The 18,563-nt window shown below is 53.7% G+C and carries 22 protein-coding genes; 2 read left to right on the top strand and 20 right to left on the bottom strand.

Translation table 11 applies throughout. The annotated features are described in order from the left end of the window. Positions 1 to 10 precede the first annotated feature (10 nt). From NQL71_RS30350 to NQL71_RS30305, 10 genes are all read right to left on the bottom strand, one after another. A complete protein-coding gene (locus NQL71_RS30350; RefSeq protein WP_274644561.1) occupies positions 11 to 565 on the bottom strand; it encodes a hypothetical protein in 555 nt (184 codons plus the stop codon). A gap of 88 nt (positions 566 to 653) precedes the next feature. After that, a complete protein-coding gene (locus tag NQL71_RS30345; RefSeq protein WP_274644560.1) occupies positions 654 to 1,040 on the bottom strand; it encodes a hypothetical protein in 387 nt (128 codons plus the stop codon). A 10-nt stretch (positions 1,041 to 1,050) separates the two neighbouring features. Then, positions 1,051 to 2,085, bottom strand: coding sequence for a hypothetical protein (locus tag NQL71_RS30340; RefSeq protein ID WP_274644559.1), 1,035 nt, complete (start codon positions 2,083 to 2,085; stop codon positions 1,051 to 1,053). 84 nt (positions 2,086 to 2,169) lie between these two features. Next, complete coding sequence (locus tag NQL71_RS30335) at positions 2,170 to 2,580, bottom strand: hypothetical protein (protein WP_274644558.1); 411 nt, start codon at positions 2,578 to 2,580, stop codon at positions 2,170 to 2,172. 86 nt (positions 2,581 to 2,666) lie between these two features. Then, a complete protein-coding gene (locus NQL71_RS30330; protein ID WP_274644557.1) occupies positions 2,667 to 3,428 on the bottom strand; it encodes a hypothetical protein in 762 nt (253 codons plus the stop codon). A 315-nt stretch (positions 3,429 to 3,743) separates the two neighbouring features. Then, positions 3,744 to 5,054, bottom strand: coding sequence for an FAD-dependent oxidoreductase (locus NQL71_RS30325; RefSeq protein WP_274644556.1), 1,311 nt, complete (start codon positions 5,052 to 5,054; stop codon positions 3,744 to 3,746). A gap of 100 nt (positions 5,055 to 5,154) precedes the next feature. Further along, a complete protein-coding gene (locus tag NQL71_RS30320; RefSeq protein ID WP_274644555.1) occupies positions 5,155 to 5,748 on the bottom strand; it encodes a TerD family protein in 594 nt (197 codons plus the stop codon). Between the two features lie 58 nt (positions 5,749 to 5,806). Further along, complete coding sequence (locus NQL71_RS30315; RefSeq protein WP_274644554.1) at positions 5,807 to 6,400, bottom strand: TerD family protein; 594 nt, start codon at positions 6,398 to 6,400, stop codon at positions 5,807 to 5,809. A 76-nt stretch (positions 6,401 to 6,476) separates the two neighbouring features. Continuing rightward, positions 6,477 to 7,502, bottom strand: a complete 1,026-nt coding sequence (locus NQL71_RS30310; protein ID WP_274644553.1) for a DUF475 domain-containing protein — start codon at positions 7,500 to 7,502, stop codon at positions 6,477 to 6,479. A gap of 235 nt (positions 7,503 to 7,737) precedes the next feature. Next, complete coding sequence (locus NQL71_RS30305) at positions 7,738 to 8,784, bottom strand: NUDIX hydrolase (protein ID WP_274644552.1); 1,047 nt, start codon at positions 8,782 to 8,784, stop codon at positions 7,738 to 7,740. Between the two features lie 165 nt (positions 8,785 to 8,949). On the opposite strand from NQL71_RS30305, the gene NQL71_RS30300 reads away from it, so the two are divergent. Continuing rightward, complete coding sequence (locus NQL71_RS30300; protein WP_274644551.1) at positions 8,950 to 9,615, top strand: hypothetical protein; 666 nt, start codon at positions 8,950 to 8,952, stop codon at positions 9,613 to 9,615. A gap of 57 nt (positions 9,616 to 9,672) precedes the next feature. Here the strand turns inward: NQL71_RS30300 and NQL71_RS30295 are convergent, their stop codons facing one another. The 3 genes from NQL71_RS30295 to NQL71_RS30285 form a co-directional block, all read right to left on the bottom strand. Continuing rightward, positions 9,673 to 10,941: a hypothetical protein gene (locus tag NQL71_RS30295; protein WP_274644550.1), complete on the bottom strand. Its 1,269-nt coding sequence runs from the start codon at positions 10,939 to 10,941 to the stop codon at positions 9,673 to 9,675. A 98-nt stretch (positions 10,942 to 11,039) separates the two neighbouring features. Then, positions 11,040 to 11,327, bottom strand: coding sequence for a hypothetical protein (locus NQL71_RS30290; protein ID WP_274644549.1), 288 nt, complete (start codon positions 11,325 to 11,327; stop codon positions 11,040 to 11,042). A 121-nt stretch (positions 11,328 to 11,448) separates the two neighbouring features. After that, the gene (locus NQL71_RS30285) at positions 11,449 to 11,838 is read right to left on the bottom strand and encodes a hypothetical protein (protein WP_274644548.1); all 390 of its coding nucleotides are present in this window, start codon (positions 11,836 to 11,838) and stop codon (positions 11,449 to 11,451) included. 206 nt (positions 11,839 to 12,044) lie between these two features. On the opposite strand from NQL71_RS30285, the gene NQL71_RS30280 reads away from it, so the two are divergent. After that, positions 12,045 to 12,188, top strand: coding sequence for a hypothetical protein (locus NQL71_RS30280; protein ID WP_274644547.1), 144 nt, complete (start codon positions 12,045 to 12,047; stop codon positions 12,186 to 12,188). 56 nt (positions 12,189 to 12,244) lie between these two features. On the opposite strand, the gene NQL71_RS30275 is transcribed toward NQL71_RS30280, so the two are convergent. From NQL71_RS30275 to NQL71_RS30245, 7 genes are all read right to left on the bottom strand, one after another. Continuing rightward, positions 12,245 to 13,036 carry a hypothetical protein gene (locus tag NQL71_RS30275; RefSeq protein ID WP_274644546.1) on the bottom strand — a complete coding sequence of 264 codons (792 nt, stop codon included), beginning with the start codon at positions 13,034 to 13,036 and terminating at the stop codon, positions 12,245 to 12,247. A 220-nt stretch (positions 13,037 to 13,256) separates the two neighbouring features. Further along, on the bottom strand, positions 13,257 to 14,228 hold the full coding sequence (locus NQL71_RS30270) for a metallophosphoesterase (protein WP_274644545.1): 972 nt from the start codon (positions 14,226 to 14,228) through the stop codon (positions 13,257 to 13,259). Positions 14,229 to 14,493: 265 nt separating this feature from the next. Next, the gene (locus NQL71_RS30265; protein ID WP_274644544.1) at positions 14,494 to 15,768 is read right to left on the bottom strand and encodes a cation:proton antiporter; all 1,275 of its coding nucleotides are present in this window, start codon (positions 15,766 to 15,768) and stop codon (positions 14,494 to 14,496) included. 222 nt (positions 15,769 to 15,990) lie between these two features. Continuing rightward, positions 15,991 to 16,785, bottom strand: a complete 795-nt coding sequence (locus tag NQL71_RS30260) for a hypothetical protein (protein WP_274644543.1) — start codon at positions 16,783 to 16,785, stop codon at positions 15,991 to 15,993. A gap of 9 nt (positions 16,786 to 16,794) precedes the next feature. Next, positions 16,795 to 17,706: an alpha/beta fold hydrolase gene (locus NQL71_RS30255; protein ID WP_274644542.1), complete on the bottom strand. Its 912-nt coding sequence runs from the start codon at positions 17,704 to 17,706 to the stop codon at positions 16,795 to 16,797. Positions 17,707 to 17,708: 2 nt separating this feature from the next. Continuing rightward, positions 17,709 to 17,849, bottom strand: coding sequence for a hypothetical protein (locus NQL71_RS30250; protein WP_274644541.1), 141 nt, complete (start codon positions 17,847 to 17,849; stop codon positions 17,709 to 17,711). A gap of 109 nt (positions 17,850 to 17,958) precedes the next feature. Continuing rightward, on the bottom strand, positions 17,959 to 18,519 hold the full coding sequence (locus NQL71_RS30245) for a hypothetical protein (protein WP_274644540.1): 561 nt from the start codon (positions 18,517 to 18,519) through the stop codon (positions 17,959 to 17,961). Between the last annotated feature and the right edge of the window lie 44 nt (positions 18,520 to 18,563).

Here is an 18,563-nt window from a genome sequence, read left to right as displayed (position 1 = left end):
TCGCTGGCAGTTACGCGCCCTGCTCAGCTGCCCGTCGCTCATCCCCTTCTCGTAGCCATTGCGCTACCGTCTCAGGGTCTTCAAGACGCATGAAGACTTTTACGTTGACCGAAGCGATGGTTTCCTTCCTGCCGAGCAGCACGTCGATAAACCATTGGCCTTTTTCGCCGTGCTTGGCCAGATAGGCGGCTTCGATATCTTCAGGTACGGTCACCACCAGCCCTTCCTTGCGAGCGAACGCGAGGTTGGGATACATCGGCTCCAAGTCTTCCAAGACTCGGATGGCAACCTTCTCAAAATCACCCAGCCGCTTCCAGACTTTTACGATCACCGATAAGTTGGCATCCTTTCTGCCGAGCAACACGTCGATGAACCCCTGGGCCTTCTCGCCGTGCTTGGCCACATATTCGGCTTCGATGTGTTCCGGCACGGTCACCACAAGCCCTGCCACGCGAATATAGGCAAGGTTGGAAGACATGGGCGACAAGGCCTCCAACACATGGAGGGAGACCTGGGTTTCTACCGATGGAAGCTCGTCAACGCGCTGTGCAGGTACCGTATGCATGGGGCTCTCGAATAGTCAGTGAATGTCGTTGGTGATCCGGTCTACAACGAAAAATCCGGATGTTCCATCTTCAGGTAAACGCTTTCGTCTATTTTTTAACCCTGTCTTTAAGCTGCTCAAGCGTAAGAATCTCCCCCAACGGTGGGCGCATCCCCCATTTCTTGGTTTTGTGGCTGAAGCCAATGGCCGCGTAGAAGTCCCACAGCGATGCCTGAAGAAAATGGGGATCGTCACGCCAGTCATACACGTAGTCTTCACGCTTTTTCCGCTCCGCTTCCATACGGGCAACCAGGCGTAGCGGCTCGAAAATAACTGACAGGTCTTCCGTAAAGTCACGACTGCCAAACCAACCGATACTGGTCAAGGCTCGGTAATCACTGCGATTTGAATCGGCCTCAAGCGGAAAACGATGGATCTCAAGTCCTTCGCCGATTAAGACCGTAGCCTGATACCAGTTAAATTGGCCTTTGCGCATTCAACTCCCCTCAACGCTTTTCGAGCAACGCCCGCATCGCCACTCCAAGGTCGCAGAACTGCCCCTTGGCGCTCTCCGTACGGCCCTTAGCCCAGGCGTCAAAGACAAACGCTTCACGGTGGTAGTCTTCCAGCATACGCATGTCCCCAGACAGCCCATAGCTCAGGCGGGATTGCTCAGCACGCTCTCCAATCTCCACCTGGTGCCGGCGTAGCGGAGTTCCGAACAGCGGCAGACCCAGCTCAATGGCCTTGGATGACCACAACATGTCGTATTGGGTGATGATCAGTGGTGCAGCCTCGGCAATCGACTCAATGCTGTACCCATCGGTGAAGGCTTCCTCAGGGGAAATCATGACAAACCCATCACCCCACAGCGACTGCCCCTTTTCCATCAGCTCAGGGGTGTTCACATGCCGGGTGTCCCAGATCGCCAGCACCTGACCTTTGAAGTCCTTCTTGCCGACGCCCGCCAAATCCGGAGCAACTCGCAGGATCAACCCGGTACGATCACGGTCGAGGCTTTTGGCTGCAAAAACGACGCCGGGCTTGTCGATGAGCTGACCCGCAGTTCTCCCTGTGATGTTGTGTAGCCAATGCTCCAGCTCTGGGAATGAGGACTCCTTCGGCCAGTCTTTCACATCAGCAATCAATTGACTGTCACCGACCTGAATCACTCTGATGTTTTCCAGGACAGCCACCAGCATGGCGCTGTGGGCGCCGGAGGCCACAATGGCATCAGGCTTGAGTTTTCGCAGGAGTACAGACCAGGATTGATAAATGGTCTGCCGAAGGGTCGGATCCGTCCAGCCAGCGTTGTGCAGGTGGCGCCAAGGGCCTTCTGCGACGTGATTGGTTTGGATCTTGACCGTTACGGTTGAATAGACCTTGTCAACCCAGGTCAGGTCGACATCCGGGAGGTTGTTGTTAGTCGCCAGGATGATTCTGACGCCTTCGAACTGAGCCCTCAGCGCCTGCGCACAACACTTAAGCTGGTGCAGGGATTGCTGAGCAGGGCCCTGTTCGTAGATGAACAATACACGCATGATCCAACCTCTTAGTCTGTTGCTATCATACGCGATAAATTGACAGGTTAACCAGGTTGCGAGTTAACCGTGTTGCTTTGCCTTTTAAGCTGTGCGCCGCTCACTGGTTTTAGGAATGTCCTTCAACGGATATTTCTCGGACAACACCGCTGGAGCGAGACTCAACAACTTAAGGATCGTATGCAGGCTCTTGTAGTCCCAGACCAGGTTGACATCATGGTTGGGGGTTTCCATGCAGGTTACGCCTACCATTGCAGCCGACTCTTGGGCCGTTCCAGCGTTCTCAAGCATCAATAGAGTGCTGAATTTCGCTTTCAGATCCTTGTGCAGCATCTTGGCCATGTCGACTGACAAGTTCGCCGCCGTCACGTCATGAACCTGCTTGTAAGGGTTTTCCACCTTGATGATAGCAATCGGGCCATTTGCCGTGGGTACCGGCCACAACAACGTCGCCGTAACGCCGACCTTAGTAGGCACACGATATTCTTTGGTCATGGCAATAGCGATCCTGAATAATTGAGAGTTACATGCATACACAGACACGAGCAAAAACGAACCAGGCCCCTTCGGGGAAGGATCGACTAGTTGAAGTATACGGGGTACCAGACCTGCCGGCCATAGTCGAAATTCCACTTCTGCCTTAATTCAACCGTGTCTGCAGCATTGATATACGAAGGGCCCGTGGCGTCGACTATCAAGTAGCGTTTTCCGTCTTTGATGTAGGCCAATTCGTCAGGAGCTTCAGGCATTTCTACCGCCGAGACGATGTGTTCTTTGTCCGGCAAAAGCACCAAAAATACCGAGCGGTTCGGATACATCTTTTTTAACAAACCGGCCATGTAGACCTGTTTGCTCTCGCAATCCCCTTGCTTCTCCACCAGCATTCGGATGGGCGTCAGCATGCCAAACTCGTTGTTCTGAAGGGCGTCGTAAGGGATCGACTGGAGAAAATTGAGCCGGTCGTTGATCATCTGCGATTGCGTTTTACCGGAGTCTCGCCGCTGAAAGAACTGATGGGTGACACCTATGATGTCGGCATAGTCGAGGATGATGTCCTCGTAGTTGATGATCAGCTCTTTCAGCTCCTGGTCATAACGGTAGTAGGTGATCGGGCGCAGCTCGTCGAACGCGCCATCGATGTAAGCTTTGACCTTTAGATAGGCCTCCTTGGCCATGGCTTCACTGCCCTCCCTGTAGGTGTAACTGATCTCGTAGGATTCGCCAAAGGTTCTGAGACTCACTTGCACATCAGCCGAAGAGAGTTGCTGGGACAGGATCTTGGCTTCGTCCATGACCTTATCTCGCAATTGTTCATGGCCATACATGTCTCGGCCAGCTGTCATGGCTATGCGCATTCTGGACTCACCGATAGTAAGGCCAAAATGCTGCGTCTCCCCCGCCTCGTCTTTCCACCAGTGCTCTAGGTAGTAAGGCTCTGCCTGACTATGGCCAGCGAAGACCAAGTTGATTACTAGGGGCAAAAGGAGTTTCGTGAAGTGTCGGCGCATGATAATAGACAACGATCTAATATTGGGCGTGTTCGCCAGATACTTAGATTATCTCAATACGAGACTGACAATACACATGAATTGTTAGTTTGCTCGGTGGATAAAAACCCCGGCCAGGCCGGGTTTCGTAGTTTTTAACCGGTCAGACGGTTAAGGCGCCGTACCATCCCAGTAATGCAGCGGCACCTTCGGCCCTGTGGAGGCCAACCAGCCTGTTCTCCCGCCAATCAAGGTCGTCACCGCATGGTTGCGCACAAACCCGACGTGCTGGGCCGCCAGCAACGCTGCGTCGCGAATAAGCGGTGTAATCGAGCTCGCGGACTGGAAAAGCGGCGTCAAATGACGACTGGCGGACTGGTAATACCCGAGGTGCTTGCGGCGGTACTTGGAGTATTGCGCAAAAATCGCGGGCCAGTGCAACACTTGGGGCTCCTCCGCGATCTCGCGTTCGATGATGACCTCGGCAATAGTCATGGCGTCCACCAGGCCCATGTTGGCGCCCTGCCCCAGTTGTGGGCTCATCGAGTGCGCACAATCACCGATGGCCAACACCCTGCCGCAATGCCAGCCAGGCATCTCGATGTCGGTGTAGGTGGCCAGGGAAAACTGATCCTCCGACTGCAATTGCTCCAACAAGGGATTGGCGTGGATGCCCACCAGGGCTCTGACGTCGCGCTTCCAACCGTCCAGTGACCCACTCGACCCAAAGAGGCCGTGGCCGTATTCAACAGGTCGGCTCCAAAACAGGCTGCACAGCCGTTGCGTGTTATTGGCAGCTTCGCCTATCGGCATGATTCCAAACATCTGCCGGCTCTGCTTGTACCATTGGCGCAGAACGCTTTCGTTCAGGCGGTCAGGCAGCTCGACCGTCGCCCACAAGGCACCCCACGTATAAGGCTTCGCCCGGTGCTGGATTGATGACTTGTATTGCAGCGTGGAGTTACGCCCGCTTGCGAGGATCAACGCGTCGTATTCGGATGAAATCTGCCGGGTTGCAACGATGCTGTCTAACACGGATTGGCTGGCCGGGGACGGATTGCGCTCCGTAACCGTGATCTCGATCACCTCAGCACTGACAAAATCACTGACATTAACCCCGAAGAAGAACTTCACGCCGCAGCGCTTGGCTTCTTCATACAACACCTCGAGGAGAACACTGCGATGAATGCCAAGTCCATGCGCTCCCCGCTTCCAGTGTTCATACCGGGTATCGAGAATCAGTCGCTCACCGAGCTTGGAAGTGCCCAGAACGCCCTTGAGTGGAGCGCCCTTCCTCAGGCATTGATCCAACAGCCCCAATTCGTGAAGAACAGCCATCCCGGACGGTTGCAACATGATTCCGGAACCGACCGCCTCGAGCGTGGATGCCCGCTCAAAGACATGAACTTCCAGACCTGAACGTTTGAGGAAAATTGACGTGGCAAGCCCTGCCACCCCAGCGCCAACAACTGCTATGGCCATACGCATTCCTTTTCGGGGGATCTGATCGCGTCTAAATTACACAGATTTGCGGAAACAAAAAAGCCCGGACATGTCCGGGCTTCTCTGACGACGAGCGTGATTACAGCGCGGACTTCACCGCTGCGATCATGTCAGTAACGACGTTGCCAGGGGTCGCCTTGGCCAGTGCAATGACTTTCCAGCCGCCAGCTACACGCTCCAGCGCGGCCATAACCATCCCGGTATTGTTACCCTTCTCGGAGATGTTCATGAACGTTAGCTTGGTCTTGCGGCCCGCTTCCATGTCATAGATGGAGCAGTGGGCGTTTTCGACCTCGTTAAAGGTCTGATTACGAAACGAGTTAACTGTGAAAACCAGGTACTTGGCCCGTGGGTTCAAACGATCCAGATCGACATCGATGGTCTCGTCATCGCCGTCGCCGGCGCCGGTCAGGTTGTCACCGCCGTGACGGATGGAGCCACAGGCGCTGATCTTGTTGCGGAACCAGATCGTGTCGAGCAGTTGTTTGTCGTCATCCAGCACCAAGCAGGATGCATCCAGGTCGATTTCCTTGGCTGTACCACCAAAACCAAGAAAACCTTTGGACTTCGCCGGATCCCAACCCAGGCCCATGGCGATTTTTGACAGCGGCAGGCCATTAGGCTTGGACAGGCTTACACGATCACCTTTCGAAAGGCTGACTACGTTACTCATAAAAATGTTCCCTTTTTGAGAAAAGAAGCCGGCAGCAAGTGCGTGCCGGCATTAGCAGTTAGCCCGCGACCAGACCGACTTCCTTCAGGACGCCCTGCAGGCCATCACGGTAACCCTGGCCGACAGCACGAACTTTCCAGGCGTTGCCTTCACGGTAGATATCGGCCATCACGACTCCGGTCTCTGGCTTGTAGTCTTCGGTGAGGGAGAAACGGATCAGGGTTTTGCCGGTGTCCATATCGTCGATATGGAACACAGCGGTGGGCACCTGACCGAAGTCGTGGCCGCGCTCTTTGGCTTCGTGGATGCTTACCACATAGCGCAAAATCGAAACGGTTTCAGGCAGGCGTGCACGCTTGAAGGTGATTTGTTCATCGTCACCCTCACCTGCGCCGTCCAGGCTGTCCTTACCACACTTGAGGGAGCCGCACGCTGATTCCGGGTTGCCATAGAAAATGAAGTTCTTGGCGCCGTGGCATTTGCCGTTGGCATCGAGCATCAGCACGCTGGCGTCCAGGTCGAATTTGTGGCCGTTGACCGGTTCCTTTGGTGCATCCCAGCTCAAACCCACGCGCAGGTTTTGCAGATCATCGGCACGCTTGGTCAAGTCCACAAATTGGTCTTTGGAAAGATTTACGATCATATCGCTCATGGAAATTACCCTATCAGACAGTGAATTAAATGGTGTGAATTGGCGGGGCCTAATTGCGGCCCCACCGAGTGGCCAGTTAGGCCGTTACCGGAGCTTTGCTCTCTTCAGCCTTTTTGTGGCGGAAGGAAGAAAAGATCGCCAGGGCAATCAAGACTGCGCCAGCCAGACCGGTGAACATCTCTGGCACGTGCATGAAGTTGTGGCAGAGCATGATTGCAGCCAGGACACCGATGGCGTAGTGAGCGCCGTGCTCCAGGTAGACCAGTTCAGCCAGTACACCAGCACGAACCAGGTGGATCGTGATCGAACGCACGAACCAAGCGCCGATGGCCAGACCCAGCATGATGATGATCGGGTCATTGCTCATCGCGAAGGCGCCAATCACACCGTCCAACGAGAAGGACGCATCAACGACCTCAAGATAGAGAAAACTCATGAATCCACCGCGCTTGATAGTTTCTGTCACTGCTTCGCCAGTGTCTTTGTCTTCGAAGGCGTTCTTCAGCAGACCCATCACGAAGTACAGAGCGATACCGAAGACGCCGGCGAACAAGAACGTGCCAACCTTGCCTGCTTCAATACCCATGGACACGCTAATCAGGACAACCAGGGCCACAATCGAGCTCATCGTCTGGTGCTCGCCAAAGCGGCCCATAAGACGCTCTACGCCACCCAGCCAGTGGTGTTCTTTTTCGGAGTCGAACAGGAAGTCGAGGAAGATCATCAGCAGGAACATGCCGCCGAATGCGGTAATCGCGGTGCTCGCTTCGTCCAGGTGTTTGGAGTACGACGCGGTGTCATTGAACACCATGTTGGCCGTTTCCATGAAGCCCAGGTTGGCGGTGACTGCAACGATGAGCACCGGCAGTAGCAAACGCACGCCTACCACTGCAATCAAGATACCCAGCCAAAGGAACAGGTTCTGCCAAAAAACACTCATATTTTGGAGGATTTTAGCGTTGAACACTGCGTTATCAAAGCTCACGCTCACTTCAAGCACGCCCAGGATCGCGACGATGAAGGCACCTTCCACCCCATGGAAGTAGTAACCCAGACAAATACCGATGATGGCGACCAGCGCCGACGTCCAATAATTTCGCATTGCCAAACCTCTAGTTTTAGGAAGCGAGGCGAGACACCGGTAGGAGCCCTTTCTCGACTTTTGAGTGAGTGGAGTAGCCCCGAGCATTCAATCCGATAGGATCGGTACTGGGCCAGAGCCAAACGCGAGAGGGATTATTGCGAATATTGACGACTTGTCAATACATGTGGAATGTTTTTATGGCGTTTTGATGCCAGCCTGCCGAACAGTGGTGCCCGGCAGGAGGTGCGATAGGTCAATCGATGTCAGACGGTGAGCGCGGATTGCGAACTCGGCGGCTGTTTGCTTCACGCTTTTTCCGGACAGATTCAAAAGCTCGCCAGATCGACATCGCTGCCAACGTCTGAGCGCAGTTAATGCGCCTGTCGTAGCCACCTTCGTACAGTCCGTCCTCAGTGATCCGTTTCACATCACGAATCAATTTGGTATTGGGAACGATGTTCTCTTCCAGGTCGAAGGTGCCGTAGTACACCTCGCACATGCCAGAGATCATGTGGCTGTCAGGGCGCATCTCACCGATCTTTTCCAGGCCACGGAGTGGCAGGCCGGTCAATTCCTGCAAGACAATCGCGGCAGCGGTTTCACGGTTGTGCATTTTCGACGCCGGCACCCGTGGAAACTCGAGCACGTGCAGACTGTCAATTTCACTGAATCGTTCCACCATGAGGAAATGTCCATCACGTGGATCATGCATGAGAATGATCGCGGTCTTCCCGTCCGGGTAGCGCATCACGTACTGATATTTGGGCCCAACAACAATTTCAAAGCCAGGCCCCTCCAGCACCACATCGCCTGGACGGCTGGAGCGCTTCTGCCCTGCCATCGAATCATTGCCCTGCAGGCGCCTAAGGAGTGTGCTGATGCTTTGTTCGATAATGACAGTGAGGTTGGCATGGCTCTGCACCGCTGACGGTGACAAGGCCTTGTTAACGTCCTTTACACCTGGGAGGGTCATCAGGTAGCTCTCAAAGGCCACTTGAAACTGAGTGCCGATTGATTGTGCCCGTAAATACTCAATATCAAGGAGTTGCCGAAACTTGTTGAGACCTCTACTCACATCGGTACGGTGCCAGGGGTGGATCTCGCACATCAGCTCCAGTAATTGGCTTAGTGATTTAAGCCAGTGTTCACCCAGGTCGGGGATCTCATGAATCGGGCTGGAGAAGAGTTGATACAACGCCGAGGAACTGAAATTATTCAGCATGAAATCAAGGCGTTCTTCAGGCGTAGCGATGGCCATCAATGTGGCTTCAGCAGATACATTTGGCATGGTTATACCCATTCCTATTTTTCTTATTGATTTATAATGACAAAATTCACGAAGAAAACAATCTATTTGTTGTCAATTGAATGCAGAAAAAACATTAAAAAAAGATGCACCATCAATTGACACACGGTAAAGGCCAGGTATACTGACACCAAGAACGTCAAATCTTGGAGAACGACGATGAAAATCCGTAGCTTTAGTACCGCAGCTGCTGTGGTCGTGACCGTCTTGGTGGTCATCGAGATCTTTTTAGGTTTTGCTCGCAACCCATTGGATGACCGCTGGGTTGGTAAAGTCGAATTGGTGACCATTTCCAAGGTTAAGCCACTCGACGTCACCATGACCTATGAGATGCTCGATCCAGGTTTCGTGATGAACATTCGTCCAGACGTTACCCGTCCTGGCGTGAGGATCACCTACGAAGGGCCAGATGCTGACGTCCTGCGTAAAATGAACATCAAGCCTGAATTGTTTGCCAGCCCGGATCGGTGGAAATTCAGCCAGGGCTACTGCAACCTCCATGTCGAGAAGAAGTTGGCGTGGCAGGGAACCAGCTACCTCGGTGGCCCAGAAGTCAACATGTACGCAATGCGTTACCAGACCGAGCCGAAAGATCCGTGCGAGACCTACGAGCTTGGCGTGGTTGACTTTAACCACCTCGACTTCAAAATCTTGCGTCCTGGTGAAGGCCAGTACAGCATGAACGGTATCAGTCTGAAAGACATGGTTCATGTGTCGCTGGAGCGTGATAGTCGCTTAAGCTTCATTCAACGGATGGTTATGCGGATGCGGTTCGGATGGTGGCTTGAACAACCAACTTTCCAGAAAGATGGTTCAAACACCTGACGATTAACGTAGGTAAACAAAAGCCCTGGCATGCCAGGGCTTTTTTATTGTGTGAATTTACAACCCAAGGTCTTTGCTGAAGGCTTTGCCCAAATCCTTTGTTGCCAGATACTTGGTGTAGTAGCTGGAGTCGTCAAACTCACTTATAAGTTGTGCGCGCCCCTTCGCATTTAACGTTGACACGCAATACTCCCAATCAATCAAATCCTTTGCGATTGACAACACTCTTTTTACCGAATCAGATTGCATTTTATCACTACGCCCATTGAGCAAAGTAATAAAGACCTGGCCGATCAACTTTTTTTGCACAGCTGGATCAAGAGCCGACCCCCAAACTTTACCGATGAGATTAAACATCTCATTAGGGATTTGAGCTGCAGAGGCTTTTTGTGTTGGAACACCGAAACATTGCAGCGCTATTGAGCTTTTTTGACTGAGTGTTTCAATTAACTGCTCAGCGGAGGCATGGAGTGCCTCACTCATCACCTTACGGATTACCGGCACATGGTAGCCTTTCCGATCTTTCGGCAGGGCGTCATCATAATGGCCAAAGCGATTTCTGATGCGTGATGGTCTGTCATCAGGTTCATCACTAATGCTCTTGAACAACGCATAGCGCTGCAGCCATGCCTTCACCTCTGGGGCGTCGTTACCTGGGTGCATTTTGAAGCCAAGATAATTAGGCTCTCCCTCGGCAGCGTTAATGGCCATTGGGAGGCGTTCCAGAAGGTTCAACTCAGCACCATAGCGACTGGCCTTCACAGTGTCTGGAGACAGCACCCCTTCCAACGCCTTGTAAATGATCTTCGCCTCTGCCGGCTCGAACAGTGCCGCCACGAGGTTAAATAACTTGCCCGTCCTGAACCCATTCTCGAGATGATCCGAGCGCACACCCCGGTTATCTTCATCCCCATGAACCTCTAAATGACTACCGTATTCACGGATAAATTGTCTCAAGAAGAGGTGATCTGGATGGGGCGGTTGCCGCCAGACGCCATCCCTGTCCAGCCAACTACTGGACTCGTAACAAAGACCAGTAAGGAGGAGCCAGAATTCATCCGCCTTTAGCGCTTCGAGAAAGAACCTGAAGTCATCTGCTGACAACAGATCTGGTCGTGAAAAAACTTCCAATTCGCGGGGTGCTTGCGCCATATTGTGGCGCTGTACCTGAAAACGAACTTCGTTACCTTGGCGCTCCTGAATGGCATACACCAGAGGGCCAATCGGTTCGACAAATTCACCCGCCTTTTCCATGGCGTTTAATTTTTTACGAAACTCAATGAACGGCGGACTTTTGCGGGGCAACTCAGGCTGTTTTTGTTCCACGATCAGGGCTCCTAGGCTATTGATCCAGGTTAGCACTGCCGCAACGGTTACCTCAAACGACCGGAAGCATCCCTCCCCGTTTTAATCACCCCCTTGCCCTACGCGGTCGGGAAACGAGGCACGATGTTCAACGGACTATCCCAGGGGCTGCCGGTGCAGCGACCACGGTCATGCGGACGGTTGTAGCGCCAGGCGCCATCGCTAAACCGCGCACACTCATAACCTCGCAGCTTGTCCGAAAGCTCAGTACAGATAACCTCTTCACCGCCGAGCGTGATGCAACGATCCCCCAGCTCAAAAGCCATGGAGCCCTTCATCCCATTCTCCGGTGTTACGCCGGCGATCTCCAACATTCCGAGCGGAGTGCTCATTTCCGACTGGTTCATTCAACCTTCCTTTTCATTGGTATGGGGATATTCCGGCCAGTCACGTGACCGCGTTGCCTGTAACAGCAAAAAACCCGCACAGGGCGGGTTCTCGAGGCGCTCACGCGCAGTAACGACTTCTCTAGACCAGGGCCTCAACTGCAAGGCCTTTATCGCTCAGACGAACGCTGGCGCCGTCCTGGATCAGCAGACCGAACTTGTATAAGCGTTCGGCACCCGTGCCGAGAACAACCGGGTTGATCGTCCCTCGCAGCTTTGCCTGCCGGATGATGTGTTTTTCAGGGCTATTCAGGCGCTTGGCCAGATCAGACAGCTCCATCTGCTCGACCAGCTGCTGAGGATCGTTAGCAGGTGGGGTTCCGGCCTGAGTACGAATACCGTTGACCAGGCGCTGCGCCCTTTGGAGCTGCTCGAGCACGTCTGGGGACAACTGTTTAGTGCCACCATGCTCATCAAGAATATCTTGGAACATGATTTCAATTGCCGACAGGGAATCCTTGAGCGCGTGCATGTGAGTACTCCAATGGATGCCCTGTAAGCCTGGCATCTGAATAGCGGTGCAAGGTACTGTCTTCCGGAAAAATACCGAGAAGATCACCTCTTTGTTGTTTATAATATTAGCTATGTATTGCCAATTTTGCAAGGCGATTCTGCTGTATTTCACCTCCACTAAAACCTGTCTAACACCTTTATTTAAAGGCATTCTCAGAGGTTTAAATGCGTCAGACCGAACACAAAAATCCGCGTGATGATGAACCAAAAACCCCGACGAAATCCTTACCGCAAGGGCCGTCACGTTTTCGCCATCGCGACTATGCCGAGGAGCGCGAGCACTACCCGGATGAGTCCGACCGTCGCTGAACACCAGACAGCAAAAGACCACCCGAAGGTGGTCTTTTTTTATGCCCGGCCCCGAATCAACGGGTCTTGTTCAGGTACGTCGTGTTGAGGATCTTGCCTGGCACTTGGCTCATGCGCACCATCTGGCCGTTGTGCAGGATGTAGGTCACGATCCCATTGACGCAGGTGGACGCATTGCCCTTGATCGGGGTTTCCATCATGGCAATGCCATTAGGCACTCCGGCGCCGTGGCGGAGCTCAGTGATGCAGCCCAGGTCTTGGTACAGCGCTTGGCTGCGGCCATATTGGGTGATGGTGACTTCCGCACGGGTCTTGCGACCGTCATGGGTCAAAGTCGTGCCAGACCAGGTACCGAGCATGCGTGGATCGAGTTGCTTGTCGACAGTGCGGCTGACCTGCGACGACTTACGCACCTGGCCCAGGGCAATGCGCTTACCTTCCAGGTCAAAGTGCGCGTAGCGCATCGATCCATCCGGGTTTGGCTCCAAACGCAGGTAGCTGTTGCGCGGGCAAGAACCAACACCGGACTCGATCTGCTCCAGCAGCACCATGGCCTGGCCTTCATGTCGCTGGTATTTCACCAGGCCGCTGCAACCAGGCGTCTTGTATTCCACTCGACCGAGGTCATTCAGGCGAAGATCAATTTCCAGCGGACGGGGTTGCTTGTCTTCGTCCGTGTACTCGGCGCCGACCCACACACCGGACAGTTCAGCCGGAATACCAGGTTTGGAATAGACGGTCGGGGTAGTCGAGGTCGAGGCGCTATCCTCGGAACCAGAGTGGTGCGCGCAGCCAGCCAGTACGGCGAGGGACATGGCAGCTACTGTGAGTTTGATCATCGATTTCATGGTGAACATCCTGTTTTCTTGGTTGATGTCAGTATACTACAGCTATACCGACAAGCAAGCCCTTAAGGACGTAAATTGCCATATATTTATAGGTTCTTTGCAGTTTTCCTGCGGACAGTAAAAAGCCCACCGAAGTGGGCTTTATCCAAGCTGATCAAGCTGGGGTGTCGCAGGGCTCAGGGGCCAATGGGTGCAATTTACCGGATTTATTGCTTTTAGCCTAGAGGCCAGGGCTCACGCTCGGTTCATGGTGGGTTTCATAGCCACCATTGACCCAGGTAAAGTTGTCCTTCGTCAGTACGGTCTCACCGCTCCAGCGATAGGCGCACAGCTTGCCACTGGCAGTTCCCTTGCCGACGCTGTAGTCCAGGCAAGCCACGTGCTTGTCCAGCAAATCCGGCTGTCCCTGGAACCAGTAGTGCCCAAAGAATAGCGGTACTTTGGAATCGTCTTCAACGCGTTCTGCTCCGGGTACCACATGATCCGGTAGCAAGTGACGCATCGCCTCAGAAACCAGCCCAAGCTCACGGTAGGTACGTGCCTCTTTGTCCCACCAGCGGGTGCGGGTTTTATTCCGCTCCGTGCCGTCTTTGTCGTGGTAAGTCAGACCGTCCGGCAAGTGAATTTCAGTGCCCTTCAGCAAGGTTTCAAGCGCGATGAAGGCCGGGGTGTCACGGCGGGTAATCTGATACCACCCATCTTGGGTCAATGTCTGATCTGCATTCAGGTACTGCTGAACATCGAGGATGTACTGCGGGTGCCAGCAAGCATGGATCGCCCGCACACCCTCCATCTCCAGGTAAATCGGCAGGGTTTTGAACCACTCGATCATGTCCGTGTATGCAGGACTGCCCTCGCCCACCTGGCGAAGAAATTCATGATGCGGGTGGCGGTTACGCGCAATGTGCCTGCGCAGGTACTCACCAGGTCGCTCAGGATCAGGTGTGGCGAACGCCACTGCATTGAGCTCGTGATTGCCCATGACCGCGAGGGCTGTGCCGGCCTCGACCATCGCCCGCACAATGCGGACGGTTTCCACCTGCTCTGGGCCACGATCAATGAAGTCACCGAGAAACAATGCTTTGCGGGTCGGGTGCGAATACACCCCGTCAGTCGACGTATAACCCATTTGCTCCAACAGCAACTTGAGCTTTTGAGCGTGGCCGTGAATGTCACCAATGATGTCATACATACGAAATCCTCCAAGGATGATAAGCCGGCCAGCTTGAGATAAGTCCGACACTTTCGCAGTCGGCGCGATGGGTTGGGTGTGCACGCCCGCCCCATACCGATTACAGCCTTCCACTGCAGGAGATCTGCAGCATGACTGCACGCTCGTTCCGCATCGGCGGTATAGCTCCAATATACCTAGGGATCGAATTGCCGTCCAACAGGATTTGCCATTTATTGACAAAAAACCCCGCTTTCGCGGGGTTTATTTCTTGAGCTACTGCAGATCAGAGATTTTCTGGGATCGCCTTTGGCTTCTTCTCGCCAAACAGTAGCTTCACCAGCTTACCGATGGTCAGACCTTGAACCAGGATCGACGACAACACGACGATGTAGGTCAGCGTCAGCACCAGGTCACGCTGCTCACCGAGCGGCAAGGACAGCGCCAGTGCCACGGATACCCCGCCCCGCAGGCCGCCCCAGGTCAACGTGCGAATCGTTCCTTTGGCGATCTGACGATCACCTCCGTGATGAGCACGCATCAACAGGATCGCCGGCCCAACGGTCAGTACACGCGACAGCAGAACAACGACCGCGAGAATCAGGCCAGCTGCAATATGCACCCAGGTGAATGGTAGTAATAACAGCTCCAAACCGATCAACGCGAACAGTAAAGTGTTAAGTATGTCGTCGACTAACTCCCAGAGGCCATCCACGTAGCGACGGGAATTTTCCGACATCGCCAGGTTACGTCCGTGGTTACCAATGATCAGGCCAGCCACCACCATGGCAATTGGCGATGACACGTGGAGCTTCGCGGCCAAGGCCGAACCACCAAACACCACCGCTAAGGTCAACAGTACCGACACCTGGTGCTGATCAATGGTGCGCAGGAGCATGAAGCCAGCCGTCCCCAGCACCACACCGTAGACCACGCCGCCAACGGCTTCTTTGAGGAACAACGTAGTAATGTCGCCCACGGTTGGGGTGTGCCCAAGTACAAGAATGCCCATCAAAATCGAGAACGCAACAATCGCGACGCCATCGTTAAATAGACTTTCGCCGGTGATCGTGGCTCGTAGCGGCTTTGGCGCCGAGCTAGTTTTCAGAATGGACATCACCGCAATCGGATCTGTAGGGCTAATCAGCGCACCAAACAGCAAGCAGTAAACGATGCTGATATTCCATCCAAGGAAATGCAGCATGTAATACGAGAGCACGCCAACAACGCCGGTTGAGATCAAAACGCCAAACGTTGCGAGCAGCCCAATCGGCCACTTGTAGCTGCGCAAGTCATTGAGGTCGACGTGCAAGGCGCCGGCGAACAACAACGCTGGCAGGAACCAGGTCATCAAAACTTGACTGAAGTCGATACCGGCGATCAGGGTCTGCATGTGCAGTTCAAGTACCGGGTAGCCCATGGCCGAAACGATCTGCAGCCCGAGCGACAGAAGCAAGGCTGTAACCATCACGCCAATAGCAGGCGGCATGCGCAGAAAGCGATAGTTTAGGTAGGTGAGAAAGGTGGTTAGCGTGATGAACGCTGCGGCAAGATCCAGCATGATGAAGGCTCCTTGAACGTATAGCCTGAACTCCTGAGCCGAACAGTCCTTGCCAGTCTCAATACCTCTAGGCCTAAATGATTCCACAGCCTAAATACAGGCGGTGAAATGTAGGTCGTGTACCAGTGGATTATATACCATGAATTGACGCGAATGTAAATTCGTGCAGTCGACATCTGACTTGGAAGTATTGCAATAGAGCCTTACCGTACATGGATGATATTACAGACCTAAGTCCTCGGAAAACACCGCCGCTCGAGCCGCCAAACTAAAATAGGGCAGAAAATCAGCCGAGTTCACCCCCGCTGCCCTTAGGAAAAAGATCAGCTTCATTTCCTCTACGTACGGAAGTTGGTCAGCCAGGTTGGCGTAATCCCGAACGGCTCTACGATAAGTGGAGCCACCGTCGCGACTCCCAACCACCTGCAGTCGGTTGGCGCTGCTGAACAGATACTCGTCAACAATCTGGCTCCAGACCCTCATCACACTGGACTGCGTAATCCTGTCACCGAGGAATAGACCAAAATGATCTCCCGCCAACATTTCCAGCCCACCGCCCGAAGCCATGCCGGGTTTGTCATCGCAAGCCTTAAGGTAAGCGCTCAAAGAAGACCGAGCCTGAACACTCAAATCCACATGAGTCACGATTTCCTTCAACTCATCGATCCACAACAATTTCGAGAAGGTGTGCATGTTCAGCGGGTGCTTGAGCTTACCAAAGTCGCGCAATTCAAGCACAGCCGGCAACACCATCTGAAGCATATTGATGGCGCTCCCATAGGACTCAAGTGATGGAGATAGACATACCTGGAAGACCCCGACAAAGTCCTGCACGCTCGCAGTCGAGAAGCGCAAGTGTTCACGCCCTGGAGCCATAAACGCGAAAGCTTGAGGGCAAACCGTATCCAGCATCAGCTCCAGCGATTGATAATCAATGAAACTGTTTGACGGCACACTGGACTCACCAAGGTGACAAGGCACAGGCGTGCGGGCTCCAATGGGCAGCGTGGCGCTCATCGATTGACCTTAATGGCAGACAATTGGCCTATCCAGCTCCGCAGCGGACAGAGTCCCCCACCCGTCTTCATGGGATGACTGCATTTCAACGATGTCTGCGCAGCGGGCCTCAATTTTCTGGACAAAAGCCTTAGCCAGGACTGGAGGTACGACTTTATCCTTCGCACCGACATAGTGGCGTTGCGGAACGCTCGACAACCTGGCTGCGAAGTCCAGAGGGTTTACCAGATCTCCCAGGGGCGTAAGGTTGTGAAGCTCGATCCAGGCCAGTGGGTCGACATTTCCGGCGATGGTCACGACTTGCTCGATGTCCTGCCGCTGGCCAGCTAACGCCATGGCCACTGCCCCTCCGCCTGAGTAGCCGACCAACCTGAAATGTTGCACACCCCTTTGTCGCTTCAACTGATCCAAGGCCTGGTTGTAGGCGGCAACAACACCTGTAGAAAATCGGTCAGATGTCCAAAGCGCAGAATTGCAGCCAGGATCTTCTATCTTCTGGAACTGACACGGGCGGGCCAGGTACACCGCTGGTTGACTATCATCAAGGGCTTTCTGCACCATCATGAAGCTGCGAGGAGATGGGTCTTTGCTCGGAATGCTTGAAGTAAGCCAGGCGCGTCCATCACCTTCGATGTAAACGGTCATTACGCTCGCATCGCCGTGATCAGGACTATGGCGGACAGCCTGGGCAACGCCGGTCAAGTTGAATGGCGTTCCAGCGGCTGCAAACACCACACCAGCGTGCTCGCCGGCAAAAGTCTTGAGCTTTTGATAAGGCGTCACCGACTGCATGAAATCGCCGAATGCCGAAGACCGGCCCACCCCATCATTGGGAGTAGACTGGCAGCCACTCAGCACCCACAAAAAAAGGGCCACTAGCCCTGATTTCGTTAGTGTCGTGAGTGTTCGACGAGTTGTCATGATCAGTCCTCAAAATGGCGTGTGTTGGCATGCTTAGGCTTGCGACGGAACCGTGACTTGTCTTGCACCACCCGTTGGGCGTACAGCGGCACCATCACCATCGACTTCGCCCGACTCTCTTCCTTTCGGGTTTTCGCTTTCATTTTCGTTTCTTCCTGGCGTGCAGATACAGCGTCAATTTACAGTATAAGTCTAGGCTATAGGTCACCTTGTGTCAATCTGACATCAAAACGTGTGCTCTATCCGACAATCTTACCGATAAGCGCCGGGCTGAACAATTTTTGGTTTCAAACCAGTGGGGTTGTGGGCAGCGACATCCTGCCTCAGATCTTCGGCGCAGTCGTTTGGGCGATTTCGTTGGATCAGATCAAGCCAATCAACAACTTCCTGCACGTAGCTGATCGGCGCTCTAACACTCTCTAAATCAGTCTTCGAAATGGCTTCCAGATCCGAATAAATAGCCTGAAATCGAGCTGATCGCGGGTATTGATCGACCCAGTCTAGTGCCTCCACCAGCAGCCCCCTGCAAACACTGATGAATGTCATGTCATCCCCAGATGATTCTCTGAAGTAATTCTGAAAATCCTTACCAAACGCCTTCTGCCTCGGTACTACACCGGGGTTTTCGGCGATTGCCATAAGTGCTCGTGGCGCTAGTGCCATGGAATCGAAACGCACAATATGGCTGACGCCAAGCTCCAGGCAACCTGCCAGGCTTTTCTGCACCTCGGGATGAATGCTTAGTTGGAGCGACGTGCCTGGCTGTTCGGCCAGCAAGGTAATCAGGTCGGACAGATCGCGGATGTCGTGCATCGCTTACTCCGTATTTTCAGAAAGCTCAAATGAAACAACCCGCC

The sequence above is a fragment of the Pseudomonas serbica genome, from assembly GCF_028823535.1.
Taxonomy (GTDB): Bacteria; Pseudomonadota; Gammaproteobacteria; order Pseudomonadales; family Pseudomonadaceae; genus Aquipseudomonas; species Aquipseudomonas serbica.
Note: the sequence above shows the minus strand (reverse complement) of the source record. Positions and strands in the feature narration are given on the sequence as shown.